The organism is Streptomyces virginiae (assembly GCF_040638905.1).
In the GTDB taxonomy this organism is placed as follows: Bacteria; Actinomycetota; Actinomycetes; order Streptomycetales; family Streptomycetaceae; genus Streptomyces; species Streptomyces virginiae_B.
The window spans coordinates 21046-45742 of record NZ_JBEZYV010000003.1; the positions used below are offsets into that span (position 1 = coordinate 21046).

Annotated in this window: 22 protein-coding genes; 7 read left to right on the top strand and 15 right to left on the bottom strand. The window is 72.9% G+C overall.

The window, feature by feature from the left end:
• The first annotated feature begins 42 nt into the window (after positions 1 to 42).
• The 3 genes from eccE to AB0F82_RS05980 all read left to right on the top strand — a co-directional run bounded on the left by eccE (position 43) and on the right by AB0F82_RS05980 (position 4505).
• Positions 43 to 1317: a type VII secretion protein EccE gene (eccE, locus tag AB0F82_RS05970; RefSeq protein WP_362624464.1), complete on the top strand. Its 1275-nt coding sequence runs from the start codon at positions 43 to 45 to the stop codon at positions 1315 to 1317.
• Positions 1314 to 2012 (top strand): hypothetical protein, encoded by a 699-nt coding sequence (locus tag AB0F82_RS05975; protein WP_356814352.1) that lies wholly within the window; start codon positions 1314 to 1316, stop codon positions 2010 to 2012. The genes eccE and AB0F82_RS05975 overlap by 4 nt, the downstream gene beginning before the upstream one ends.
• 123 nt (positions 2013 to 2135) lie before the next feature.
• Positions 2136 to 4505: an SCO5717 family growth-regulating ATPase gene (locus tag AB0F82_RS05980; protein WP_362624466.1), complete on the top strand. Its 2370-nt coding sequence runs from the start codon at positions 2136 to 2138 to the stop codon at positions 4503 to 4505.
• A gap of 96 nt (positions 4506 to 4601) precedes the next feature.
• On the opposite strand, the gene AB0F82_RS05985 is transcribed toward AB0F82_RS05980, so the two are convergent.
• The 9 genes from AB0F82_RS05985 to rimP all read right to left on the bottom strand — a co-directional run bounded on the left by AB0F82_RS05985 (position 4602) and on the right by rimP (position 14094).
• Positions 4602 to 5558 carry a bifunctional riboflavin kinase/FAD synthetase gene (locus AB0F82_RS05985; protein WP_356814356.1) on the bottom strand — a complete coding sequence of 319 codons (957 nt, stop codon included), beginning with the start codon at positions 5556 to 5558 and terminating at the stop codon, positions 4602 to 4604.
• 137 nt (positions 5559 to 5695) lie between these two features.
• The gene (locus tag AB0F82_RS05990) at positions 5696 to 6217 is read right to left on the bottom strand and encodes a hypothetical protein (RefSeq protein WP_362624469.1); all 522 of its coding nucleotides are present in this window, start codon (positions 6215 to 6217) and stop codon (positions 5696 to 5698) included.
• Positions 6218 to 7005: 788 nt separating this feature from the next.
• Positions 7006 to 7914: a tRNA pseudouridine(55) synthase TruB gene (gene truB / locus AB0F82_RS05995; RefSeq protein ID WP_356814358.1), complete on the bottom strand. Its 909-nt coding sequence runs from the start codon at positions 7912 to 7914 to the stop codon at positions 7006 to 7008.
• A complete protein-coding gene (rbfA, locus tag AB0F82_RS06000) occupies positions 7911 to 8363 on the bottom strand; it encodes a 30S ribosome-binding factor RbfA (RefSeq protein WP_031148855.1) in 453 nt (150 codons plus the stop codon). The genes truB and rbfA overlap by 4 nt, the downstream gene beginning before the upstream one ends.
• 34 nt (positions 8364 to 8397) lie before the next feature.
• The gene (locus AB0F82_RS06005) at positions 8398 to 8691 is read right to left on the bottom strand and encodes a DUF503 domain-containing protein (protein WP_356814360.1); all 294 of its coding nucleotides are present in this window, start codon (positions 8689 to 8691) and stop codon (positions 8398 to 8400) included.
• A 185-nt stretch (positions 8692 to 8876) separates the two neighbouring features.
• Positions 8877 to 11984 carry a translation initiation factor IF-2 gene (gene infB / locus AB0F82_RS06010; protein WP_362624472.1) on the bottom strand — a complete coding sequence of 1036 codons (3108 nt, stop codon included), beginning with the start codon at positions 11982 to 11984 and terminating at the stop codon, positions 8877 to 8879.
• A 149-nt stretch (positions 11985 to 12133) separates the two neighbouring features.
• Positions 12134 to 12421 carry a YlxR family protein gene (locus AB0F82_RS06015; protein WP_030823921.1) on the bottom strand — a complete coding sequence of 96 codons (288 nt, stop codon included), beginning with the start codon at positions 12419 to 12421 and terminating at the stop codon, positions 12134 to 12136.
• 147 nt (positions 12422 to 12568) lie between these two features.
• Positions 12569 to 13579, bottom strand: a complete 1011-nt coding sequence (nusA, locus tag AB0F82_RS06020; protein ID WP_356814362.1) for a transcription termination factor NusA — start codon at positions 13577 to 13579, stop codon at positions 12569 to 12571.
• A gap of 2 nt (positions 13580 to 13581) precedes the next feature.
• On the bottom strand, positions 13582 to 14094 hold the full coding sequence (gene rimP / locus AB0F82_RS06025; protein ID WP_362624474.1) for a ribosome maturation factor RimP: 513 nt from the start codon (positions 14092 to 14094) through the stop codon (positions 13582 to 13584).
• A gap of 157 nt (positions 14095 to 14251) precedes the next feature.
• Between rimP and AB0F82_RS06030 the strand changes: the two genes are divergently transcribed.
• From AB0F82_RS06030 to AB0F82_RS06045, 4 genes are all read left to right on the top strand, one after another.
• Positions 14252 to 14797 carry a hypothetical protein gene (locus AB0F82_RS06030; RefSeq protein ID WP_362624476.1) on the top strand — a complete coding sequence of 182 codons (546 nt, stop codon included), beginning with the start codon at positions 14252 to 14254 and terminating at the stop codon, positions 14795 to 14797.
• Positions 14794 to 15234, top strand: coding sequence for a ferritin-like domain-containing protein (locus AB0F82_RS06035; RefSeq protein WP_356814365.1), 441 nt, complete (start codon positions 14794 to 14796; stop codon positions 15232 to 15234). Before AB0F82_RS06030 ends, AB0F82_RS06035 begins: the two co-directional genes overlap by 4 nt.
• Before the next feature lie 34 nt (positions 15235 to 15268).
• The gene (locus AB0F82_RS06040; protein ID WP_362624478.1) at positions 15269 to 16171 is read left to right on the top strand and encodes an aminoglycoside phosphotransferase family protein; all 903 of its coding nucleotides are present in this window, start codon (positions 15269 to 15271) and stop codon (positions 16169 to 16171) included.
• Between the two features lie 70 nt (positions 16172 to 16241).
• Positions 16242 to 17240 carry a slipin family protein gene (locus AB0F82_RS06045; protein ID WP_362624480.1) on the top strand — a complete coding sequence of 333 codons (999 nt, stop codon included), beginning with the start codon at positions 16242 to 16244 and terminating at the stop codon, positions 17238 to 17240.
• Between the two features lie 214 nt (positions 17241 to 17454).
• Here AB0F82_RS06045 and AB0F82_RS06050 read toward each other — a convergent pair whose 3' ends face one another.
• The 6 genes from AB0F82_RS06050 to dxr all read right to left on the bottom strand — a co-directional run bounded on the left by AB0F82_RS06050 (position 17455) and on the right by dxr (position 24695).
• Positions 17455 to 19173, bottom strand: coding sequence for a proline--tRNA ligase (locus tag AB0F82_RS06050; RefSeq protein WP_362624482.1), 1719 nt, complete (start codon positions 19171 to 19173; stop codon positions 17455 to 17457).
• Positions 19174 to 19215: 42 nt separating this feature from the next.
• The gene (locus AB0F82_RS06055; RefSeq protein WP_362624484.1) at positions 19216 to 19758 is read right to left on the bottom strand and encodes a GNAT family N-acetyltransferase; all 543 of its coding nucleotides are present in this window, start codon (positions 19756 to 19758) and stop codon (positions 19216 to 19218) included.
• 61 nt (positions 19759 to 19819) lie between these two features.
• A complete protein-coding gene (locus AB0F82_RS06060; protein ID WP_362624486.1) occupies positions 19820 to 20665 on the bottom strand; it encodes a GNAT family N-acetyltransferase in 846 nt (281 codons plus the stop codon).
• A gap of 146 nt (positions 20666 to 20811) precedes the next feature.
• Complete coding sequence (gene ispG, locus AB0F82_RS06065; protein ID WP_030651122.1) at positions 20812 to 21969, bottom strand: flavodoxin-dependent (E)-4-hydroxy-3-methylbut-2-enyl-diphosphate synthase; 1158 nt, start codon at positions 21967 to 21969, stop codon at positions 20812 to 20814.
• A gap of 174 nt (positions 21970 to 22143) precedes the next feature.
• The gene (locus tag AB0F82_RS06070) at positions 22144 to 23445 is read right to left on the bottom strand and encodes a M50 family metallopeptidase (RefSeq protein WP_362624489.1); all 1302 of its coding nucleotides are present in this window, start codon (positions 23443 to 23445) and stop codon (positions 22144 to 22146) included.
• Positions 23442 to 24695 (bottom strand): 1-deoxy-D-xylulose-5-phosphate reductoisomerase, encoded by a 1254-nt coding sequence (gene dxr, locus AB0F82_RS06075; RefSeq protein WP_356813325.1) that lies wholly within the window; start codon positions 24693 to 24695, stop codon positions 23442 to 23444. Before dxr ends, AB0F82_RS06070 begins: the two co-directional genes overlap by 4 nt.
• Positions 24696 to 24697: the final 2 nt, after the last annotated feature.

Below are 24697 nucleotides of genomic sequence, written 5' to 3' on the forward strand. Positions count from 1 at the left end.
AACTCAGGAGGTCTGACCCTGGAGAGGGGAAGTGCGCGAGTGATGGCCACGGCGACGGAGCCGCAGACCGGCGCGCCCGCACCCGCACGCGGCGGGGTGACGCCGCACCCGAAGTCGAGCCCGGGCCGCTTCGGTCCGTTCCGACTGCAACAACTCGTACTGCTCCAGGTCGCGGCGGCCGGGCTGCTCGTGGCGTGGGTGGTCGAGCCGCTGCTCCTGGTCCCCGTCGGCGTGCTCGCGCTCGTCCTGGTGGTCCTCGCGGTCGTACGCCGCCACCAGCGCTCCCTGCCGGAGTGGATCGGCAGCGCGCTGTCGTTGCGCGCACGGCGCCGCCGGGCCGCCTCCGGCGCCGTGCCCGCGGGCACCGAACCGGGGCTCGCGCCGCTGGTCGAGGCCGATCCGGCCCTGCGCACCCTGACCTTCAGCGACCGCGACCGGCGCCCCGTCGGAATGGTCGGCGACGGGACCTTCCTGACCGCGGTGGTCCAGGTGGACACGGACGCCACCGCGCTGCGGCCCGACCGGGCGGCGCGGCCGCTGCCGCTCGGCGTCGTACGGGACATCCTCGAAGTGGACGGCATCCGGCTGGAGTCCGCGCAGCTGGTGCAGCACACGCAGCCGGCGCCGGCGCCGCACCTGCCGGAACGGGCGATGGCCGCGCGCAACTACGCCCCGCTGCAGGCCCGTACGGGCACGCCCGCGGTGCGGCTGACCTGGATCGCGCTCAAGCTGGACCCGGAGCTGTGCCCCGAGGCGGTCACTGCCCGCGGCGGAGGGCTGGCGGGCGCGCAGCGGTGCGTGGTGCGCGCCGCGGACCAGCTGGCGAGCCGGCTGACCGGCGCCGGGTTCAAGGCCACCGTGCTCACCGAGCAGGAGCTGACGGCGGCGCTGGCCACGTCCTCGTGCGCGAACCCGATGGCGATCACCCAGGCCGGCCGGTCGGCCAGCACCGGGCGGCGCACCGAGGAGACCTCGCGGACCTGGCGCTGCGACGACCGCCGGCACACGACGTACTGGATAGGCCGCTGGCCGCAGCTGGGCGGCGCCGGGGCGGCGGCGCTGCCGCAGTTCGTGGCCCTGCTGACCTCCCTGCCCGCCCTCGCCACCAACTTCAGCCTGACGATGGCCCCTGCGGAGCGGCAGGGCGTGACCCTGACCGGACACGTACGGGTGACGGGCCGCAGCGACGAGGAACTGGTCGCGGCACGGCGGGAGTTGGAGAGGACGGCGCGGGGCGTCAAGACCGGGCTGGTCCGGCTCGACCGCGAACAGGTTCCGGGGCTGCTGGCTTCGCTGCCGCTGGGAGGTGCGCGATGAGGGGCGGATTCGGGCTGGTCGGCCCGCGGCGGGAGCGGCACGTGGTGCCCGCGGCGGACCTGGACGCGCTGGCGGTGCCCGTCGGGGACGACGGGGTCGTCATCGGCGTGGACGCCGAGGGCCGCTCGGCGGTGCTCGGCATCAACCGGCCGACGCCGTACGAGGTGACGCTGATCGGCGGCCTGTGGACGGCGCAGGTGCTTGCGCTGCGCGCGGCGGCCACGGGTGCGCGGGTCGCGGTGGAGACCGGGCGCGGGCAGGTGTGGTCCGGGCTGGCCCAGGCCGCGGGCGGCGGGCAGCAGTGCGTGACCCTGCACGAGGTGGGTCGGATACCGCCGCAGGGCGCGTCCGCGGGCAGCCCGGTACTGGTGATCCGCGACTGCGGCATGCGGCCGCCGCGCGGTCGCGTGGTGGCCGGGCCGTGGCAGTCGGTGCTGACCCTGCTGCCGTATCTGAGCCCCACGGCGCCGCGGTTGCTCCAGCAGTCGTCGCTGGTGGGCGTTCAGCGCGTGTCCCCGGACGAGGCGGAGCAGATCGGCCGCCTGATGCGGCTGCCGCGTCAGGCCGTGGGCTCGCTACCGACCCTGGGCGACGGGGTGACCTTGTGGTGCACCCCGCGGGACCGGCAGTTCGTGATGACCCAGGGGACCGAGGCGGAGACCGGCCTGCTGGGCGCGGCGCGCCGCATCGACTGACGCGCCGCGCGCCCTCCCCGTGGAACGGGACGCGGCGGACAGGGGCGACGCGCCCCGATTAGGCTGGACGTCGGCGCGGCGTGGGTGGGCGCCGGAGCAGTGTTCGACATACCAGGAGGACCAGTGAACGGCGATCGGAACGAGAGGCGCGGCGGGACGTGGGACGTCCCGACGGACGATCAGTCCGACGCGGAGCCCGAGATGACGGGCGAGTTCACCATCGACTACACACCGCCGGCCTGGTACACGCAGAGTGCGCCGCCGGCCGCGGCCGCGCAGGTGCCGGGGCTGCCGGAGGGGAGCGGCTTCGAGCCGCACCGCCCGTCGGACCTGGAGTCGCCCTCGACGATGCGGATCGCTCCGCCGGCGCCGCGGACCCCGTCCGACGGTGCGGGCACGGCCCCGCCGTTCCCGCTCGCGGCCACGCCCGACACGGCCCTCCCGGCCCCCGCTCCGTCCCCCGAGCCGCCGTACGCGGCTCCGGCCCCGACGCCGACCGCCGAGCCGATCGTGGCCCCCGAGCTGCCGTACGCGGCCGTCGCCCCTGCCCCGGCTCCGGCCGACGAGCCGCCGCAGGCAGCACCCGAGCCGATCGCGGCGCCCGAGCTCCCGTACGCGGCTGCTGCTCCTGCCCAGGCGCCGGCTCCGGCTCCGTTCGAGCCCGCCCCTGCGGCGCCCGAGGCGTCGGCGCCGGTCGGGGCTCCCGAGCTGCCGTACGCCCCTGCGGTCCCGGCTGCGGCTCCCGCGCCCGCTCCTGCCGACGCGGCCCCTGCGGCGGCCTCGCCCGAGCCCGCCCCGTTCGACGCCGTACCCCCGGCTCCCGATGCGCCGGCGCCGGTCGCGTCGTTCACGGCGGCCGCCGAGGCTGCCGCCCCCGAGCCGGCCGACGCCGCGCCCGCACCGTTCGCGGACCTGCCGCCCGCTCCCGAGCCGCTCCCCGCCACTCCCCCGGCCGAGGCCGAGGCCTCCTCCGCCGGTTGGGCGGGCCCGCGGGCCACCCCCGCCGAGGGGGTCCCCGTGCCGCCCGCCGCCGAGCAGCCGGTGGCTCCGGCCTCGACGGAGAGCCCGTTCGGGGCGCCTCCCGGTGAACTTCCGCCGCTGCCGCCCGCGTTCGCCAACCAGGGCTACGGCTTCCCGCCGCCGGCTCCCGCGCCCGCCCCGCAGCAGTCCCAGCCTCCGCAGCCGCAGCCGCAGTACGACCCGCGCGCCGGCGGGCAGTGGGGCGCGGGCCCCGGTCAGCAGCAGCCTCCCCAGCCCCAACCGCAGCCGCAGCCGCAGCCGCACGACCCCCGGTACGCGGCCGCGCCCACCGGCGCAGGCGCGCCGCTCGGCTACACCGCCGCCGTCGAGCTGTCCTCTGACCGGCTGCTGCGCAACAAGCAGAAGCCCAAGAGCAACAACAACGGCGCGGGCGGCGGCCTCTTCCGCTTCGGCGGCAAGGCGGCCGACGCCGAACGCCGCCGCAAGCTGGAGCTGATCCGCACCCCGGTGATGTCCTGCTACCGCATCGCCGTCATCAGCCTCAAGGGCGGCGTCGGCAAGACCACGACCACGACCGCCCTCGGCGCCACCCTCGCCACCGAGCGCCAGGACAAGATCCTGGCCATCGACGCGAACCCGGACGCCGGCACCCTCGGCCGCCGCGTCCGCCGCGAGACCGGCGCGACGATCCGGGACCTGGTCCAGGCGATCCCGTACCTGAACTCGTACATGGACATCCGCCGGTTCACCTCGCAGGCACCCTCCGGCCTGGAGATCATCGCCAACGACGTGGACCCCGCGGTCTCCACGACCTTCAACGACGAGGACTACCGCCGCGTCATCGAGACGCTGGGCCGCCAGTACCCGATCATCCTCACCGACTCGGGCACCGGTCTCCTCTACTCCGCCATGCGCGGCGTCCTCGACCTCGCCGATCAGCTGATCATCATCTCGACCCCGTCGGTGGACGGTGCCAGCAGCGCCAGTACCACCCTCGACTGGCTCTCCGCCCACGGCTACGCGGACCTGGTCTCCCGTTCCCTCACCGTCATCTCGGGGGTGCGCGAAACGGCCAAGATGATCAAGATCGAGGACATCGTGCAGCACTTCGAGACCCGCTGCCGCGGTGTGGTCGTGGTGCCCTTCGACGAGCACCTCGCGGCCGGCGCCGAAGTCGACCTCGACATGATGCGGCCCAAGACCCGCGAGGCGTACTTCAACCTCTCCGCCCTGGTGGCCGAGGACTTCCTGCGGGCCCAGCAGCAGGCCCCGCAGAACCACTGGGGAGCACCGCAGCAGCCGCACCAGCCCCACCAGCCGCAGCACCACCAGCCGCAGCCCCAGCCCCAGGCGTACGGTCAGCCGCAGGGCCCGCCCCCGTACCAGCAGCCTCCGCAGCAGCCGGGACCCTACGGGCAGCCCTACCCCCAGCCGGGCCAGCCCTGGCAGCAGCCGCCGGCCGCCCCGCCGCAGCAGCCCCAGCAGCCGCCGCGCGACCCGCGCCTCGGCTGACGGCCGCCGCACCGAGCAGCACAACGGGCGAGGGCCCGTACCACCCGCGGGTCCGATCCGGATCCGGGGCGGTACGGGCCCTCGCCCGTACTCGCGTCAGCGCTTGGCGTCGTACGTGTCGGTCAGCACCCGCGCCCGCTTCACGTCGTCCGCGATGGCCTCCAGCAGCCCGTCCAGCGATTCGAACTTCGCCATCCCGCGCACGTACGCGAGGAAGTCGACGGCCACGTGCTTTCCGTACAGGTCCAGCCCGAGCCGATCGATCGCGTACGCCTCCACCGTCCGCTCGGTCGCGTCGAACTGCACGTTCGTCCCCACCGAGATGGCCGCGGGCATCCGCTCGCCGTCCGCCGTCAGCCAGCCCGCGTAGACCCCGTCGGCCGGGATCGCCGTGTGCGGAGGCGTCTCGACGTTCGCCGTCGGGTAGCCGAGCTCACGTCCGCGCTGCGCTCCGCGCACCACCACGCCTTCGACGCGGTGCGGGCGGCCCAGGACCTCGGCGGCACCCTCCATGTCGCCCTCGGCGACCAGCCGACGCGCCAGCGTCGAGGAGAACGGCACGCCGCCGCCCGCCGTGCCGCGCTCCACCAGGTCCACGACCTCGACCTGGTAGTCGTACGTGGAGCCCAGCTCGCGCAGGAAGTCGACGTTCCCCGCGGCCCGGTGGCCGAAGCGGAAGTTCGGGCCCTCGATGACGGCCCGGGCGTGCAGCTTGTCGACGAGCACCTTCACGATGAAGTCGGCCGGGGACAGCTGCGAGAACTCGGCGGTGAACGGCAGGATCAGCAGCGCGTCCACGCCCAGCCCGGCCATCAGCTCGGCGCGCCGGTCGTACGGAGCCAGGATCGGCGGGTGGCTGCCGGGGCGGACGACCTCGCTCGGATGCGGGTCGAAGGTGACGACGACGGACGGGACGCCGAGCTCGCGTGCCGTGGCCACGGCCCGTCCGATGATCAGCTGATGTCCCCGGTGCACGCCGTCGTAGGAGCCGATGGTGACGACGCTGCGTCCCCAGTCCTGGGGGATGTCCTCCAAGCCACGCCAGCGCTGCACTGTGACCGCTCCTCGCCCGAACCCGCTTGGTCCTTGAACTGATTGCCGATTGCAGGTCTAAGACTGCCATGCCGGAGGCCGGTGCCACGCATCGGCATCCGGGCCGGAGGGGCCCGCCGGGCCGCCAGCGCGGATCTTCAGGCCACTTCCGCGGCGGCCCTGCTGAGGGTCTCCACCGTCCGCCGCTCGAAGACCGCCGGGCCGCCGGGGGCCCGCGGCCGCTGCCGCCCGGTGCGGCGCAGCGGCTCCCGCGTACGGCCCTCCGGGCGCGTCGATGCCCCCGCCGCGACCGCCCCGAGGAACGCGTCCGGCACCAGCGGATCGGTCTCCTCGCGCAGCAGCACCTCGGCCGGATCACCGCGCAGCGCGTAGGAGGGCTCCCCGGCCGGCGCGCCCAGTACGGCGGCGAGCTCGGCCCGTACCCCGGCCGGCGCGGTCCGCATCAGGTCCAGCACCAGCGGGCGCAGCGCGGCAACCCGCGGCCGGCCCCTGCTCCAGCCGCCGGTCCACGAAGGCGGCGCCGTGCGGCGCGCCCCCGGGGCGCGTGCGAGGTGCTCGCGTACGAACCCGGCCGCGCGCCGGGCCGGCTCCGGCGTCGTCGGTGCGGCCAGGGCGCGGAGCACCTCCCCGTCGGCTCGGGCCCGCAGGGCGGCGAACACCGCGTCCTGGTACGGGAGTACGGGCAGGGTCGCAACCAGCGCCGCGGCGGGCAGCCGGGATCGGAATCGGGATCGGCGAAGGACGCGAGGGCGTCGGGGAGGTAGCGGGCTGGGTGACGTCCGCGGGCCGGGCGAGCAGCTCCCGGTCGGCGGCGGTGCGTACGCGCGGGGCGGTGGCGAGACCGTAGGCGGCGGCCGCGACCCGGCGCCCGGGCCGTTCGTCGTGGGCCCAGCGGTCCACGGCACGGCACGGGGCGGAGGGCTCCTCCTCGGCGAGTACGGCGAGCAGCTCGTCGGCGCGGGGGTGCGCGGCGATGGCGCCGGGGCGGCCGCCCAGCCGGCGGCCGGAGCCGAACCAGGCGCAGAGCAGCGGCTGCGCAGTCGTACGTAGGTCCCCGGTTCGATCGCCTCGCGCTGCGCCACCGGCGTCGCACCCCGAGCCTGTCCGTGCGGACGAGGGCCAGCGCCGGATGAGCCAGTGCGCCAGCACCCGGGCCAGGCCGACGACGGCCTCGTGACCGGTGACTGCTGACTGGTGACTGGTGACGACCGTTGCGTGGTCGTCCGCGACGAAGCCGCTGCCGCGCCCCCGCCCGACCGGATCGCAGATCCTGACGAATTCCCGAGAAGCACATGCGGCGAACGCGCCCCCTTACGCTCCCTCCATTCACTCCGAGCGCCTGCTCGGACGGGTGAAAAGCGGGGTCCGGGTGGATAGAGACCTATCCGAGGGGGGTCGTGGAGCGGTGAGCGGCACGGCAGGTGCGCTCACCGCTCCACGTCAACGGTCAGACGAAGACCGCGAGGGACTTCGCCTTCCCGTTCTTGCTCTCGACGAGCCCGAGCAGCTGGCCCTGCGGCCCGAAGACCGCGACCGTGCGGCCGTCCCCGTACTCCTCCGGCATGTCGATCCGCACGCCGTTGGCGAGCAGCGAGGCCCTCCGGGCGTCCAGGTCCCAGCGAGGGAAGGCCGCGGCCGCCGCCTCGCCGATCGGCATGACGGTCAGCTCCTCCTGGAGCTGGTCCAGGGTCCGCGCGCGGTCGAGCTTGTACGGGCCCACCCGCGTGCGGCGCAGCGCCGTCAGGTGTCCGCCGACGCCGAGGTCGGCGCCCAGGTCGCGGGCGAGGGCTCGGATGTAGGTACCGCTGGAGCAGACGACGGAGACGACGAGGTCGACGACCTTGGTGCCGTCCTCGGCCTCCGCCTCCCGCATGTCGTACACCTGGAAGGACGAGACGGTCACCGGCCGGGCCGGGATGTCGAAGTCCTCGCCGTCCCGTGCGCGCTTGTAGGAGCGCACTCCCTTGATCTTGATGGCGCTGACCTTGGACGGGACCTGCATGATCTCGCCCGACAGCTTGGCGACGCCCGCGTCCACGGCTTCCCGGGTGACCCCGGTGGCGTCCGTGGACGAGGTGATCTCGCCTTCGGCGTCGTCCGTCAGGGTGTTCTGGCCCAGACGGATCGTGCCGAGGTACTCCTTCTCTGTGAGCGCGAGGTGGCCGAGGAGCTTGGTGGCCTTCTCCACTCCGAGGACGAGCACGCCCGTCGCCATCGGGTCGAGGGTGCCGGCGTGGCCGACGCGGCGGGTCTTGGCGATCCCGCGCATCTTGGCGACCACGTCGTGCGAAGTGAAGCCGGACGGCTTGTCGACGATGACAAGGCCGTCCGGAGTCTTCCCTGCGTTGGTGCTCATTCCGCGGCTGCGTCCTCGTCGTCGTCCTCACCGGGCTTCTTGTACGGGTCGGCGTCGCCGGCGTACTGGGCACCGGAGGAGACCTCGCGGACCTGGGCGTCGGAGGTCCGCGCCTTCTCGAGGAGGTCCTCGATGGTCTTGGCGTTCTCCGGGAGGGCGTCCGCGACGAAGGTCAGGGTGGGCGTGAACTTGGTGCCCGCCGCCCGGCCGACCGCGGAGCGCAGGACGCCCTTGGCGCTCTCCAGGCCCGCTGCCGCGCTGGCGCGGTCCTCGTCGTCGCCGTAGACCGTGTAGAAGACCGTGGCCTCCCGCAGGTCGCCGGTGACCCGGGTGTCCGTGATGGTCACGTGCGTACCGAGGCGGGGGTCCTTGACACCGCGCTGCAGCTTCTCCGCCACCACCTCCCGGATGAGGTCCGCCAGCTTCTTCGCCCGCGCATTGTCGGCCACTGGTCCGTCTCCTTCTTTTCTTGCAGACAAGCAATCAGTCTTCATCACCGTGGAGGCGCCGTCGTACGGACAGCAGCTCCACTTCCGGACGTGCCGCGACCAGCCGCTCGCAGCGGTCCAGTACGTCCGAGAGGAACCCCGGGTCCCCACTCACCAGCGCGACCCCTATGCGGGTCCTGCGGTGCAGATCCTGGTCGCCCACCTCTGCCGCGCTCACGGAGAACTTTCGCTGGAGCTCGGCGACGATGGGCCGGACGACGGAGCGTTTCTCCTTCAGCGAGTGGACGTCGCCGAGGAGCAGGTCGAAGGACAGAGTCCCCACGTACATGCAGTTCCGGATATCCCGCCGGTGCGGGTTCGGTGGCCTGCCGGGCCGTCGCCCGGCAGGATCACCCGGCGCTCGCGCGGCCGGGTCACCAGAACCGTACACGCAACGGCCGGGGCCGATCGACGGATATTCCGCCGACCGGCCCCGGTGTTACGAGTTACGACACGGTGCGAACCGCCTCGCGCTTACGCGCGGGGCTTCTCGCGCATCTCGTACGTCGCGATGACGTCGTCGATCTTGATGTCGTTGAAGGAGCCGAGGTTGATACCACCCTCGAAGCCCTCGCGGATCTCGGTGACGTCGTCCTTGAAGCGGCGCAGACCGGAGATGGTGAGGTTCTCCGCGATGACCTTGCCATCGCGCAGCAGGCGCGCCTTGGTGTTGCGCTTGACCTCGCCGGACCGGATGAGGACACCGGCGATGTTGCCCAGCTTGGACGAGCGGAAGATCTCGCGGACCTCCGCCGTACCGAGCTCGACCTCTTCGTACTCCGGCTTGAGGAGACCCTTCAGGGCCGCCTCGATCTCCTCGATGGCCTGGTAGATCACCGAGTAGTAGCGGACGTCGACGCCCTCGCGGTCCGCCATCTGCGCGGCGCGGCCGGCAGCACGGACGTTGTAGCCGATGACGATGGCGTCGGAGCCCATCGCCAGGGCGATGTCGGACTCGGTGACCGCACCCACACCGCGGTGCAGGACCCGGATGTCGACCTCTTCACCGACGTCGAGCTGGAGCAGCGAGGACTCGAGAGCCTCGACCGCACCGGACGCGTCGCCCTTGATGATGAGGTTGAGTTCCTGGACCAGACCGGCCTTGAGCACGGAGTCGAGGTCCTCGAGGGACACGCGACGGACGCGCTTGGCGAAGTTGGCGTTGCGCTCACGCGCAGCACGCTTCTCGGCGATCTGGCGGGCCGTGCGGTCCTCGTCGACGACGAGGAAGTTGTCGCCGGCGCCGGGGACGTTGGTGAGACCCAGGACCAGGACGGGGGTCGAGGGACCCGCTTCCTCGACGTTGTTGCCCTTGTCGTCGAGCATGGCGCGCACTCGGCCGTAGGCGTCGCCCACGACCATCGTGTCGCCGACGCGGAGGGTACCGCGCTGGACGAGGACGGTGGCGACGGCACCGCGGCCGCGGTCGAGGTGGGACTCGATCGCAATACCCTGAGCGTCCTGCTCCGGGTTGGCGCGCAGGTCGAGGGAGGCGTCGGCGGTGAGGACGACGGCCTCCAGCAGGGAGTCGATGTGCAGACCCTGCTTCGCGGAGATGTCGACGAACATCGTGTCGCCGCCGTACTCCTCGGCGACCAGACCGAACTCGGTCAGCTGACCGCGGACCTTGGTCGGGTCAGCACCCTCGACGTCGATCTTGTTGACCGCGACGACGATCGGGACGCCGGCGGCCTTGGCGTGGTTGAGCGCCTCGATCGTCTGCGGCATGACGCCGTCGTTGGCCGCGACCACGAGGATCGCGATGTCGGTCGACTTGGCACCACGGGCACGCATGGCGGTGAACGCCTCGTGACCGGGGGTGTCGATGAAGGTGATGCGACGCTCTTCGTCGTTGACCTCGGTGGAGACCTGGTACGCACCGATGTGCTGCGTGATGCCGCCGGCCTCGCCCGCGACGACGTTCGTCTTGCGGATGGCGTCGAGCAGTCGGGTCTTACCGTGGTCGACGTGACCCATGACGGTTACGACCGGCGGACGCGGCAGCAGGTACTCCTCGCCGCCCTCGTCCTCGCCGAACTCGATGTCGAAGGTCTCGAGGAGCTCGCGGTCCTCCTCCTCCGGGCTGACGATCTGAACCTGGTAGTTCATCTCGCCGGCGAGGAGCTGGAGGGTCTCGTCGGAGACGGACTGCGTGGCAGTGACCATCTCGCCGAGGTTCATCATGACCGCGACCAGCGACGCCGGGTTGGCGTTGATCTTCTCCGCGAAGTCGGTGAGGGACGCACCGCGCGACAGGCGAACGGTCTCGCCGTTGCCGCGGGGCAGCATCACGCCGCCCACGGACGGGGCCTGCATGGCCTCGTACTCCTGGCGCCTCTGACGCTTCGACTTGCGGCCGCGACGGGCCGGACCGCCGGGACGGCCGAAGGCACCCTGCGTACCGCCACGGGCACCGGGACCGCCGGGACGGCCACCGAAACCGGGACGACCGCCGCCACCGGCGCCGGCCGGGCCGCCGCCGAAGCCGCCGCCACCCGGACGGGGACCGCCGAAGCCGCCGCCGCCCGCGGGACGCGAGCCGGGACCGGCCGGACGGCCGGCGAAGCCGCCGCCGCCGGGACGACCGGCACCACCGGGACGGGGACCACCCGCACCGGGACCACGGCCACCGGGGCCGCCGCCGGGACGGGGACCGGGACCACCGGCAGCGGGACGCTGCGGCATCATGCCCGGGTTGGGACGGTTACCGCCGGGAGCACCACCGGGACGCGGGGCACCGCCCTGCGGACGGGGCATGCCGCCCGGGGTCGGACGGGCGCCGCCGGGACCCTGCGGACGCGGAGCGCCGCCGGGGCCGCCCTGCGGACGGGGAGCACCCTGGCCGCCGCCGGCGCCGGGGGCACCGGGACGCGGGGCGCCGGCCGGACGGGGCGCCTGCGGGCGCGCCATGCCGGTGGAGCCACCAGAGGTGAAGGGGTTGTTGCCCGGACGGGGACCGGCCGGACGGGCGCCCTGCGGACGCGGGGCCGCGCCACCGGGGCGCGGGGCCTGGGCACCGGGAGTGGCGCCGGCCGGACGCGGTGCGCCGGGACGGGCGCCGGCCTGGCCACCCTGGGCCGCCGGACGCTGCTGCGCCGGACGGGGGCCGGGAGCCGCGGCGGGACGCTCGGTGCGCGCCGGGGCGGCCGGAGCCGCCGGAGGCGCGGAGAACTCGGTCGCCACAGGCGCCGCCGGAGCGGGCTTCGGGGCGGCCGGAGCCTTCGGGCCGGGACGCGGGCCGGGGGCGGCCGGCGTCACGGGTGCTGCGGCCGGGGCCTCGGCAGCGGCCGGCTTGGGGGCCGGTGCGCCGGGCTTCGGGGCAGCAGGACGTGCCGCAGCGGCCGGGGACGGCGCTGCGGGCTTGGCGGGCGCGGCCTTGCGGGGCGCGCCGGGCTTTGCAGCGGACTTGCCGGCGTTGCCGCCGGGCCCCTGCAGTGCGTCAGTCAACTTGCGTACAACCGGCGCCTCGATCGTCGAGGACGCCGAACGGACGAATTCACCGAGTTCTTGGAGCTTGGCCATGACGACCTTGCTCTCCACCCCGAACTCCTTGGCGAGTTCGTATACCCGGACCTTAGCCACTTCGCTCCTTTTAGGTCCGGGTTACGCCGGACCGTCGCTACTTCATGGGCGTACTCATCGCGTACTCATCGAGTGCTCATCGCAATCTCGACCTACTTCCAACTCGCGAGGTACCTGACCGCACGGGGTATCCGTGCCGTACTACTTCTTTACGCTGTGGTCCCGGCTTTCCCGGCCACGGCTTTGCGCAGGTTCGCCGTGTCGAGCGCTCCGGCGGACCTGAGGGCCCGGGGGAACGCCCGGCGGCGGACCGCCTGGTCGAGGCAGACCACGGCGGGGTGCACGTACGCACCCCGGCCGGGCAGCGTACCGCGAGGATCGGGGACGCATTCGTCCTCGATCGCCACGATCCGCAGCAGATCGCTCTTGGCCGCTCGCTCCCGACACCCCACACAGGTGCGTTCGGGGCATGCGCGGGCTTGCGTCCGGCCAGACACGCCTAAGTCTACCTCCCCGTACCGACCTCTCCCCCGACGAGTGCCGGAGTAAAGATCGAACGGCTGCTGTGTTGTCTTGATCCGCTGCCCTCGGCAGCGGCCGTGTGGATCCTGTCTACCGTCGGGGTAGCCCCGGCCGGTACCGGTTTATTCCCCGTCCCGGTCCCGGTCCGCGTCCGGGGACGCCTCGGTGTCGGGACGGATGTCGATGCGCCAGCCGGTGAGCCGCGCGGCGAGGCGGGCGTTCTGGCCCTCCTTGCCGATGGCCAGGGACAGCTGGTAGTCGGGCACGGTCACCCGGGCGGAGCGGGAGTCCCAGTCGACGACGTCGACCTTGCTCACCCGGGCGGGTGACAGCGCGTTCGCGACCATCTCCGCCGGGTCGTCCGACCAGTCGACGATGTCGATCTTCTCGCCGTGCAGTTCGGCCATCACGTTGCGCACACGGCTGCCCATCGGGCCGATGCAGGCGCCCTTGGGGTTCAGACCCGAACGGGTGGACCGGACGGCGATCTTGGTGCGGTGACCAGCCTCACGTGCGATCGCCGAGATCTCGACGCTGCCGTCGGCGATCTCCGGGACCTCCAGCGAGAACAGCTTCTTCACCAGGTTCGGGTGGGTGCGCGAGAGGGTCACGGACGGGCCGCGGACGCCCTTCGCCACACGCACGACGTACGCCTTCAGGCGCAGACCGTGCGGGTAGTCCTCACCGGGGACCTGCTCCTGCACCGGCAGGATGGCCTCCAGCTTGCCGATGTCGACGAGGACGTTCTTGGGGTCCTTGCCCTGCTGCACGACGCCGGTGATGACGTCGCCCTCACGGCCGGCGAACTCGCCGAAGGTCAGGTCGTCCTCGGCGTCGCGCAGACGCTGGAGGATCACCTGCTTGGCAGTCGTCGCGGCGATCCGGCCGAAGTCCGACGGCGTGTCGTCGAACTCCTTGGGCTCCTGGCCCTCTTCGAGATCCCTCGGGTCTTCCGTCGCCCACACGACCACGTGACCGTTGGTGCGGTCCAGCACGACGCGGGCGCGGCGGAAGCTCCCCTCGGTCCGGTGGTACGCGATGAGGAGGGCCGACTCGATCGCCTCGACGAGCAGGTCGAAGGAGATCTCCTTCTCCCGGACCAGACCCCGCAGGGCACTCATGTCGATGTCCACGGCTACGCCTCCTCTTCCTTCTTGTCCTTGCGGTTGAACTCGATCTCGACACGCGCCTTGGCGATGTCGGTGAAAGCAATGCGGCGGGCGGTGGCCTTGCGGCCCTTCACGCCCGGTACTTCGAGGTCCATGCCCTCGTCGTCGACGTCGAGGATGCGGGCGACCAGTTCCTCGGCGCCCTTGCCGTCCTCGGCGGACAGCTGGAACTTCACGAGACGGCCGATGGCCCGTACGAAGTGACGGTGCTCGGACAGCGGGCGGTCGGCGCCCGGGGAGCTCACCTCGAGGACGTACTCGTCCTCGCCCATCACATCGGATTCGTCGAGCTTGTCGGAGACCTCACGGCTCAGCTCGGCACACGCGTCCAGCTCCACGCCCTCGTCGGAGTCCACGATGATCCGCAGCATCCGGCGCTTGCCCGCCCGCGACAGCTCGATCTCTTCGAGGTCCAGGCCCTTGGCGGCGACGAGCGGCTCCAGCAGTCCGCGCAGCCTGTCGCTCTGGGTCGTGCTCATCCGGGTGACTCCTCGGCCGCGTGTGCTGTTGTGGTTTCCGTCGCGTGTCAGGTCAAAGGGTATCCGGTGTCAGGGGGTGTTGCCGTCCGCCCTCCGAGCAGGGCCCCGGGTACCGTGATCACACCCTGCCCCGCCCCACACCCCCTAGGACGACGCCGTGCCCTGGACTCCGCCTTCGAGACCTTCGCGCAGGAGCCTGCTCGCCGGGGCCGCCGGCGCGGCCGGTGCCGCGCTGCTCACCGGGTGCACCGACGACCGTTCAGCGGCCTCCGACCCGGCGATTTCACTCGAACGGCGGATGCGGGAGGCGGCCGTTCGTGACAGTGCGCGGCTGCTGGAACGTTACGACGCCACGGCCGCCGCCCATCCGGACCTGGCCGCGCGGCTCGCTCCCCTGCGCGCCGCCGTCGCCGCGCACACGGCGGCCCTGTCCCCCGCCGCCGCGTCGGGCTCGCCCTCCCCCGCCGCGTCGCCGTCCGGCGGTACGGGGGCCGCGGCGCCCGCGGCCAGCGGCGAGCCGGTGTCCGCCAATCCCGCCGAAGCCCTCACCGCCCTCGCCGACGCAGAGCGGAGCCTGTCCGAGGCCCGGACCATCGACCTGGCCGGGGCGCCGGGGGAACTGGCCCGGATGCTGGCCTCGGTGGCCGCCTGCGGCGCCGTGCACGTGTACCTGCTGACCTCGACTCCCGGAGCCAAGCCGTGAAGCCCGACCCCTCCCCCGCCGGACGGGCCCTGGAGGCCGCCCAGGCGGCCCTCGCCGCCGAGCACGCGGCCGCGTACGGGTACGGGGTGATCGGCGCGCGCAGCACCGGCGCCCGCGCCACGGAGGCCCGGGAGGCGTACGGCAGCCACCTCGCCCGGCGTGACGCGCTGGCCCGGACCGTGCGCGAGCTGGGCGGCGCGCCCCGGCCCTCTGAGGCCGCGTACGCCCTGCCGTTCGAGGTGCGCAGCCCCGCCGACGCCGAGCGGCTGGCCGCGGTGGTCGAGGACCGGGTGGCCGGTGCGTACTCCGATCTGGTGCGGGCGGCGGAGGGCCCGCTGCGCCGCGAGGCGGCCGACGCGCTGAGCGCCGCGGCCGTGCGCGCGGCACGCTGGCGCGGTGTCGGCGTAGCCTTCCCAGGGCTCACGGAACGCGCATAGCGAGCCCTCACCAGCTGAAAGGGACCACGCACGCATGGCTTTCGAACCGCCGCAGCGGCTTGTACGGGCGCTCGGCGAGATGCCGGGAACGGCGCAGGACACGGACTGGCTGGGGCAGTTGCCCGGGCTCACCGAGGCCGCGCTCTCCCGGCGGGGCCTACGGGCCCAGCGGGTGCAGGCCCCGGGCGGCCGCAGCAGTCTGGTCGTCCTCGTCACCTACGCGGACGGGACCCCGGCCGCTCTGAAACTCGCGCCCCCGCACGCCCGGCCCGACCGGGAGCTGGCCGCGCTCGCTCACTGGGGCGGCTTCGGCGCCGTACGGGTACTCGACACCCGCCACCACGAGGACGACGGGGCCCTGCTGCTGGAGCGGCTGCACCCGGAGGTGTCGCTGCGGTCCCTGCCGGAGGCGAAGGCGCTGCTGGAGGCGAGCGGCACGCTGCGCCGGCTGTGGGTGGCGCCGCCCGCCGGGCACGGGTGGGAGACGGTGGCGGAGCGCACCGGCGCCCAGTCGGCGGCGCTGAAGGCTGCCCCGGCGGAGGTGCGGACGCTGGCCGACACGGCCCTGGCGGCGCGCGAGGAGCTGGTGGCGGCGCCGCCGGAGGACCTGCTGCTGCACGGGAACTTCCGCCAGGGCAAGGTGCTGGCGGGCGAGCGGGCACCGTGGCTGACGGTGGGACCGGACCCCCTGGTCGGCGAGCGGGCGTATGACCTGGCGCGGCTGGTCCGGGACCGGCTGGAGGACCAGATGGCCTCCTCGGCGGGGGCGGCGGGCGCCCGGCGCCGGGTGAACAAGCTGGCGGACGCACTGGAGGTCGACCGGGACCGGCTGCGGGGCTGGACCCTCTTCCGGGCGGTGGAATCGGGCAACCGCGCCCTGGCCGCGGGGCGCCGCCGGGACGCGGAGCTCCTGCTGGAGTTCGCGGCCTGGCTGTAGGCGGCCTGATCGACCGGACCCTCCCGTGGGCATACCGTAAAGAGGTAGGTATGTCCGGCAGGGGGCCGTCATGGTCGAGGAACTGCTGACAGCAGTGGTCGCCGCAGGCGTGGGCGTCGCGGTCTACATGGGCGCCGCCGCCCGGGTGGTGAAGCAGTACGAGCGGGGCGTGGTCTTCCGCTTCGGCAGGCTGCGGGAGGAGATCCGGCCTCCCGGCTTCACGGTGATCGTTCCCGTGATCGACCGGCTCCGCAAGGTCAACATGCAGATCGTGACGCTGCCGGTACCCGCGCAGGAGGGCATCACCCGGGACAACGTCACGGTGCGGGTCGACGCGGTCGTGTACTTCAAGGTCGTCGACCCGGCGAACGCGGTCGTGGCGGTGGAGGACTACCGCTTCGCCGTCTCGCAGATGGCGCAGACCTCGCTCAGGTCGATCATCGGAAAGTCCGACCTGGACGATCTGCTGTCCAACCGGGAGATGCTCAACCAGGGCCTGGAGCTGATGATCGACAGCCCGGCGGTGGGCTGGGGCGTGCAGATCGACCGGGTCGAGATCAAGGACGTGTCGCTGCCGGAGACGATGAAGCGGTCGATGGCGCGGCAGGCGGAGGCCGACCGCGAGCGCCGGGCCCGCGTGATCAACGCGGACGCGGAGCTGCAGGCCTCGCACAAGCTCGCCGAGGCGGCGGAGGTCATGTCCGAGCAGCCCGCCGCGCTTCAGCTGCGCCTGCTGCACACGGTCGTGGCCGTCGCCGCCGAGAAGAACTCCACGCTGGTGCTGCCGTTTCCGGTGGAGCTGCTGCGTTTCCTGGAACGCGCCGCCCCACCGCCTCCGGCGGCTGCCGCGCGGGAGGAACCGGCCTCGGCCGGCCCGGCTTCCGAAGGCCCCGGGCCGGCCGAGGTCGACGCCGCGGAGGCGCCGGCCGCCGTCGACACCGCGCAGGCGCCGGCCGAGGTCGACGCCGCAGGGTCGGACGGCGGGCCTTCGGCCCTCGACCGGGCGGCGGAGGAGCGAGCCCTCGGGGCCGCCGAGCCGCCGCCGTACCCGGACGAGTCCCCGCCGTAGCCGCTGCGCGGGGCCTTCTCCCCGCCCCGCCCCTTTCACCGTTTCCCCAGGGCTCCGCCCTTGGCCCCGCGCCTCAAACGCCGGCGGGGCTGAGGGAGCCGGGCTCCGCCCGGACGCGCGCCTCAGGCGCCGGCGGGGCTGAAATGGCCAGGCTCCCCGCGCCTCGAACCCGGCGGGGCTGAGGGGAAGTCGGGGCGGTTACGGGCTGCGTGCCTCAGGCGCCGGCGGGGGCGGCTTCGCGCAAGCGGGCGAGGGCTTCGGTCAGGGGGAGTTCCTCGCGGGTGCCCGTGGCGCGGTTCTGGAGTTCGACGACCTCGTCGGCCGAGCGGCGGCCCGCCACCAGGATCCACGGCACGCCGATCAGCTCCGCGTCCGTGAGCTTCACGCCCGGGGAGAGGCCCGGCCGGTCGTCCAGCAGGACCCGGAGCCCCGACGCGGCCAGGGCCGTCGCCGCCTGCTCGGCCAGAGCCAGGGGTACCGCCTTGCCCGCCGCGACGACGTGGACGTCGGCCGGGGCGACCGCCGCGGGCCAGCACAGGCCGCGCTCGTCCGCCGTCTGCTCGGCGAGTGCGGCCACCGCGCGGGAGACGCCGATGCCGTAGGAGCCCATCGTGACCCGCACCGGCTTGCCGTCGCGGCCCAGCACGTCCAGCCCGAAGGCGTCCGCGTACTTGCGGCCGAGCTGGAAGATGTGCCCGATCTCGATCGCGCGGTCGAGCCGCAGCCCGGCGCCGCATGAGGGGCAGGGGTCGCCCGGCTCCACGACCACCACGTCCAGGTACCGGTCCACCTCGAAGTCACGGCCGCAGACCACGTTGCGGGCGTGCGTGTCGGGCTTGTTGGCGCCCGTCACCCAGGCGGTGCCCGGAGCGACCCGCGGGTCGGCCAGGTAGCGGACCTTCTCCAGGCCCTGCGGGCCCACGTACCCGCGGACGAGGTCGGGCCGGTCGGTGAAGTCCTCGGCGGTGACGAGCTCGACGACCGCGGGGGCCAGGTGCTCGCCCAGCTTGCCGAGGTCCACCTCCCGGTCCCCGGGCACGCCCACGGCGACGATCTCGCCGTCGACCTTCACCAGGAGGTTCTTCAGCGTCGCCGAGGCGGGGACCCCCAGGTGCGCGGCGAGGGTCTCGATCGTCGGGGTGTCGGGGGTGTCCACCTCCTCCAGGGGCGGGTGCTCCGCGGACACGGGGGCCGCCGGTGCGAAGGTCACGGCCTCGGTGTTGGCCGCGTAGTCGCAGGAGGGGCAGTCCACAAAGGTGTCCTCACCGGCCCCGGCCGGGGCCAGGAACTCCTCGGACGCCGACCCGCCCATCGCCCCCGACACCGCCGAGACGATGCGGTGGTCCAGGCCCAGCCGCTCGAAGATGCGGACGTAGGCCTCGCGGTGGAGCCGGTAGGACTCCTCCAGCCCCTCGTCGGACACGTCGAAGGAGTACGAGTCCTTCATCTGGAACTCGCGGCCGCGCAGCACGCCCGACCGGGGCCGGGCCTCGTCGCGGTACTTGGTCTGGATCTGGTACAGCATGACCGGCAGGTCCTTGTACGAGGTGCACTGGTCCTTCACCACCAGGGTGAAGATCTCCTCGTGGGTGGGGCCGAGCAGGTAGTCCGCGCCCTTGCGGTCCTTGAGCCGGAACAGCAGGTCGCCGTATTCCGACCAGCGGCCGCTCACCTCGTACGGCTCCTTCGGCAGCAGGGCCGGGAGCAGCACCTCCTGGGCGCCGATGGCGTCCATCTCCTCGCGGACCACGCGGCTGACGTTGTCCAGGACCCGCTTGCCGAGCGGCAGCCACGCCCACACACCGGCGGAGCTGCGCCGGACGTATCCGGCCCTGACCAGGAGCCGGTGGCTGAGGGTTTCGGCGTCGGCCGGGTCCTCGCGGAGGGTCTTGGCCATGAGGCGGGACATGCGCTGTACGTGATGTGTGGACATGCCCGGGAGGTTACCGGGGGCCCGTGGACCCCGAAAACCATTTCAGGCCCTGGTCAGCGGCAGTGGGGCGCCCATGACGGCGTACGGGAGGCTCGCGCTCGGGAAGTGGACCTGGCGCGCAAGGTCGACGTAGCCGAGGGCACGGTAGAGCCCGCGGGCGGGGCTCTCGGTGTCGATGGCGGAGAGGATCGAGCGGGGCTCGGCGGCGGCGTCGGTGATGGTGGTGATCAGGGCGCGGCCGACGCCGTGGCCCTGGAAGCCGGGGTGGACGTGCAGTTCGGTGATGACGAAGGAGTCGTCCAGCCAGTCCTCGTGCCCGCCGGACCGCAGGTACGGCTCGACGATGGTGGACCACCAGTGGGTGCGGTCGTTGGGCATCCCGTACACGAATCCGGTGAGCGCGCCGTCCTCGGCGAAGGCCCCGAGGGCGCGGGCGCCCCTGCAGGTCATGTGGCGCTTGACGATGTAGCGCCGGATGCCGACCTCCTCCTCGCTGAGGCCGAAGGCGACGGCCTGCACGCGCAGGGCCTCGTCCACGCGGGCGGCGAGGTCGAGGGGGCCGATACGGACTCCGGAAGGCAGCATGCGGCGACCTTACTTCGGGGTCAGGGTGTGCCGGAATGCCGCGTCCGAGTCGTCCGGCGGTTCAGAACAGCACGCTCATGAACGCGCCGACCTCACGGAAGCCCACCCGGCGGTAGGCGGCCCGCGCCGCGGTGTTGAAGTCGTTCACGTAGAGGCTGACCACGGGCGCCACGTCGCGCAGCGCGTACTCGACGACGGCGGCCATCCCGGTCTCCGAGTGGCCGCGGCCGCGGAACTCGGGGGCCACCCAGACGCCCTGGATCTGGCAGGCGCGGGGGGTGGCGGCGCCGATCTCCGCCTTGAAGACGATCTTGCCGTCCTCGACGCGGGCGAAGGAGCGGCCGCCCGCGACGAGCTCGGCGACGCGGGCCTGGTACAGCAGTCCGCCGTCTCCGGCCATCGGCGAGACGCCGACCTCCTCGGTGAACATGGCCACGCAGGCGGGCATGATCAGGTCCATCTCGGTCTTGCGGATCCGGCGGACCAGCGGGTCCGCCTCGACCGTGGTGGAGGGACGGTCGATGACCATGAGGGGCTGGTGGGCGCGGACCTCGCGGGCCGGGCCCCAGCTGGGTTCCAGGAGCTGCCACAGCCGCCGGGTGGGCTCGGCGGGGCCGACGATGGAGGAGCAGCGGCGGCCGGTGCGGCGGGCCCGGTCGGCGAAGGCCCGTACGGCGTCGGGCTCGGCGCAGACGGGCACGAGGTTGGCTCCGGCGTAGCAGAGTGAGCGGAGCTCGCCGCCGGCGTACCAGCCCCACATCTCGCCGCCCAGGCGCCAGGGGTCGAGTCCGGCGACTTGGACCCGGGAGGTGACGAAGGCGTTCTCGACCGGCTCGCGTCCGAGGATGTCGAGCGCGGCGTCGAGATCACTGGGCTCAAGGACCCGGGTGGTGGTCTGCGTCAACACTGGGGCCTCACCATGCAAGTCTGCTGATCTCCGCACTGTACCCGGCGGCGCCGGGCGATGCCGCGTCCACAGGTCACGAAAAAGCCCCGGCCCCGCTCCCGAACTGCGGGAACGGGGCCGGGGCCGAGTGCCGGTGGCCGGATGGCTCAGACGCCGATGGCGACGGTCGGCTCGCCGCTGGTGATGCCGTCGGCCTCCATCTGCGCCGCGATCTTCATCGCCTCTTCGATGAGGGTCTCGACGATCTTCGACTCGGGGACGGTCTTGATGACCTCGCCCTTCACGAAGATCTGGCCCTTGCCGTTGCCGGAGGCCACGCCGAGGTCGGCCTCGCGGGCCTCGCCCGGGCCGTTGACGACGCAGCCCATGACGGCGACGCGCAGCGGGACCTCCATGCCCTCCAGGCCCGCCGTGACCTCTTCGGCCAGCTTGTAGACGTCGACCTGGGCGCGGCCGCAGGAGGGGCAGGAGACGATCTCCAGGCGGCGCGGCTTGAGGTTCAGCGACTCCAGGATCTGGATGCCGACCTTGACCTCCTCCGCCGGCGGTGCGGAGAGGGAGACGCGGATGGTGTCGCCGATGCCCTCGGAGAGCAGGGCGCCGAAGGCGACGGCGGACTTGATGGTTCCCTGGAAGGCGGGCCCGGCCTCGGTGACGCCCAGGTGCAGCGGGTAGTCGCAGGCGGCGGCCAGCTGGCGGTAGGCGTTGACCATGACGACCGGGTCGTTGTGCTTGACCGAGATCTTGATGTCGCCGAAGCCGTGCTCCTCGAAGAGGGAGGCCTCCCACAGCGCGGACTCGACGAGGGCCTCGGGGGTGGCCTTGCCGTACTTCTTCAGCAGTCGGGCGTCGAGGGAGCCGGCGTTCACACCGATGCGGATCGGCGTGCGCGTCTCGTTCGCGGCCTTCGCGATCTCCTTGACCTTGTCGTCGAACTGCTTGATGTTGCCCGGGTTCACGCGGACCGCGGCGCAGCCGGCGTCGATCGCGGCGAACACGTACTTCGGCTGGAAGTGGATGTCGGCGATGACCGGGATCTGCGACTTCTTGGCGATCACGGCGAGCGCGTCGGCGTCGTCCTGCGTCGGGCACGCCACGCGGACGATGTCGCAGCCGGAGGCGGTGAGCTCGGCGATCTGCTGGAGCGTCGCCCCGATGTCGGAGGTCCTGGTGGTGGTCATCGACTGCACGGAGATCTGTGAGTCGCCACCGACGGCCACCTTGCCGACCTGGATCTTGCGGCTGACCCTGCGGTCGGCAAGCTTCGTCGGCACGGCCGGCATTCCGAGAGAGATGGCAGTCATCTGCTGTGCAACCCCAAGGTGTGGATCAAGGTCCCGAGATCGGCGGGCTCCAGGCTTCGAGATTACGCCAACCCAGGGGCGGGCCGTGCATCCGAGGGGGTGCGCCACCCGAACGTAGGGAGCCGGGCACGATCCGTGCCCGGCTCCGGTACGTCTGGGATACGGCCCCGCAAACTAGGTGATCTTGATGGGGTTCACCACGTCGGCCACCATCACCAGCAGGGTGAAGCAGATGAACAGGCCCGCGACGACGTACGCGACGGGCATCAGCTTCGCCACGTCGAACGGGCCGGGGTCGGGGCGGCGGAAGATCCGTGCCACGCCCCGCCGGAGCGACTCCCAGAGGGCGCCGGCGATGTGCCCGCCGTCGAGGGGGAGCAGCGGCAGCATGTTGAAGAGGAACAGCGAGAGGTTGAAGCCGGCCAGCAGGTTCAGGAAGAACACCAGCTGGTGCTGGGCGGGGATGTCGAGGGTGAAGATCTCACCGCTGACGCGGGCCGCGCCGACGACGCCCATCGGGCTGTCCTGCTTGCGCTCGGCCCCGTTGAAGGCCGCGTTCCACAGGTCCGGGACCTTGGACGGCAGGGCGACCAGCGACTGCACGCCGGCCTCCATCATCTCGCCCATGCGCTCGGCGGACTGGCCGAAGGACTGCGGTACGTAGCCGGAGGCGGGTGCGAAGCCGAGGAAGCCGGCGGTGACGTACTCGTCCTTGACGTATGTGCCGCTGCCGTCCGTCTTGGCGACCTTGTTCTCGATCAGGTTCGCCTTGAGGTCGAGGCGCTCGCCGGCCCGGACCACGGTGATCGTGGCGGGGCCGACGGTGGCGCGGATGTCCTTCTGGAGGGCGGACCAGTCGTCGACCTGGCGGCCGTTGAAGGCGACGATCTTGTCGCCGGCCTTGAGGCCCGCCGCCCTCGCGGGTGCGGCCGGGTCGCCGGGCCGGCACTTGTCGCGCTTCTCGCTCTGCTGGATGACGCAGTCCGAGACGGTGGCGACCGAGGTGGTCTGGGTGTTCAGCCCGAAGGTCATCAGGGTGGTGAGGAAGATCGCCACGGCCAGGACCAGGTTCATGAACGGGCCGGCGAACATCACGATCACGCGCTTCCACGGCTTGCGCGTGTAGAAGAGCCGGGTCTCGTCGCCGGGCCGGAGCTCCTCGTACGCCGCCGAGCGCGCGTCCTCGATCATCGACCGGAACGGCGAGGTGGACCGGGCGGTGACCTTGCCGTCCTGGCCGGGCGGGAACATCCCGATCATGCGGATGTAGCCGCCCATGGGGATGGCCTTGATCCCGTACTCGGTCTCGCCCCTCCTGCGCGACCAGACGGTCGGGCCGAAGCCGACCATGTACTGCGGCACGCGGATGCCGAAGAGCTTGGCCGTGGAGAGGTGCCCCAGCTCGTGCCACGCGATGGAGACCAGCAGGCCGACCGCGAAGATCACGATTCCGAGCACCGTCATCAGAAGTGTCATGCGCGCGCCTCCGCGGCGGCCCGAGCCGCCATCTCCCGCGCCCGGGCCCTGGCCCAGGCCTCTGCTTCAAGGACGTCCTGGACGGTCAGGGAGGTTCCCGACTCCGGCGTCCCGTGCTCATCGACCACGGCAGAGACCGTATCCATGATTGCTGTGAACGGCAGCCGACCGGCCAGGAACGCCTCGACGCACTCCTCGTTCGCCGCGTTGAACACGGCGGGGGCGGTGCCGCCGAGGGCGCCCACGTGCCGGGCGATGCCGACGGCGGGGAAGGCCTCGGTGTCCAGCGGGAAGAACTCCCAGGTGGACGCCTTGGTCCAGTCGAAGGCGGGGGCCGCGTCCGCGATCCGCTGGGGCCAGCCGAGGCCGATCGCGATGGGGCCGCGCATGTCCGGCGGGGTGGCCTGGGCGAGGGTGGAGCCGTCGGTGAACTCCACCATCGAATGCACGTACGACTGCGGGTGGACCACGACCTCGATCTGCTCGAACGGGATGTCGTAGAGCAGGTGCGCCTCAATGACCTCCAGGCCCTTGTTGACCAGGGTCGCCGAGTTGACGGTGATCACCGGGCCCATGGCCCAGGTCGGGTGCGCGAGCGCGTCCTCGACGGTGACGCGTGCCAGCTCGGCGCGGGTGCGGCCGCGGAAGGGGCCGCCGGAGGCGGTCACCACGAGCTTGCGCACATCGGCGCGGGTGCCGGCGGCCAGCGCCTGGAAGAGCGCGGCGTGCTCGGAGTCCACGGGGATGATCTGGCCGGGCTTCGCGAGGGCCTTGACCAGCGGGCCGCCGACGATCAGCGACTCCTTGTTGGCCAGGGCCAGGGTGCGGCCGGCCCGCAGCGCGGCGAGGGTCGGCGCGAGGCCGATGGATCCGGTGATGCCGTTGAGGACGGTGTGGCACTCGGAGGCGGCGAGTTCGGTCGCTGCCTCCGGCCCGGCCAGGATCTCGGGCAGCGCCTCACCCGGCCCGTACTCGGCGCCGAGCGCCTCCTTCAGGGCCGGTACGACGTCTTCGCGGGCGACGGCCACCTTCTCGACCCGCAGCAGCCGGGCCTGCTCGGCCAGCAGCGCCACCCGGCCGCCGGCGGCGGACAGTGCGGTGACCCGGAAGCGGTCCGGGTTGCGCAGGGCGAGGTCGATGGCCTGGGTGCCGATGGAGCCGGTGGACCCGAGGATCACGATGTCCCGGCGGCCGGCCGCGGCGTCGAAGAGGAGGTGCGGGTCGGCGAGGGGGGCTGGACGGTCGCTCATGC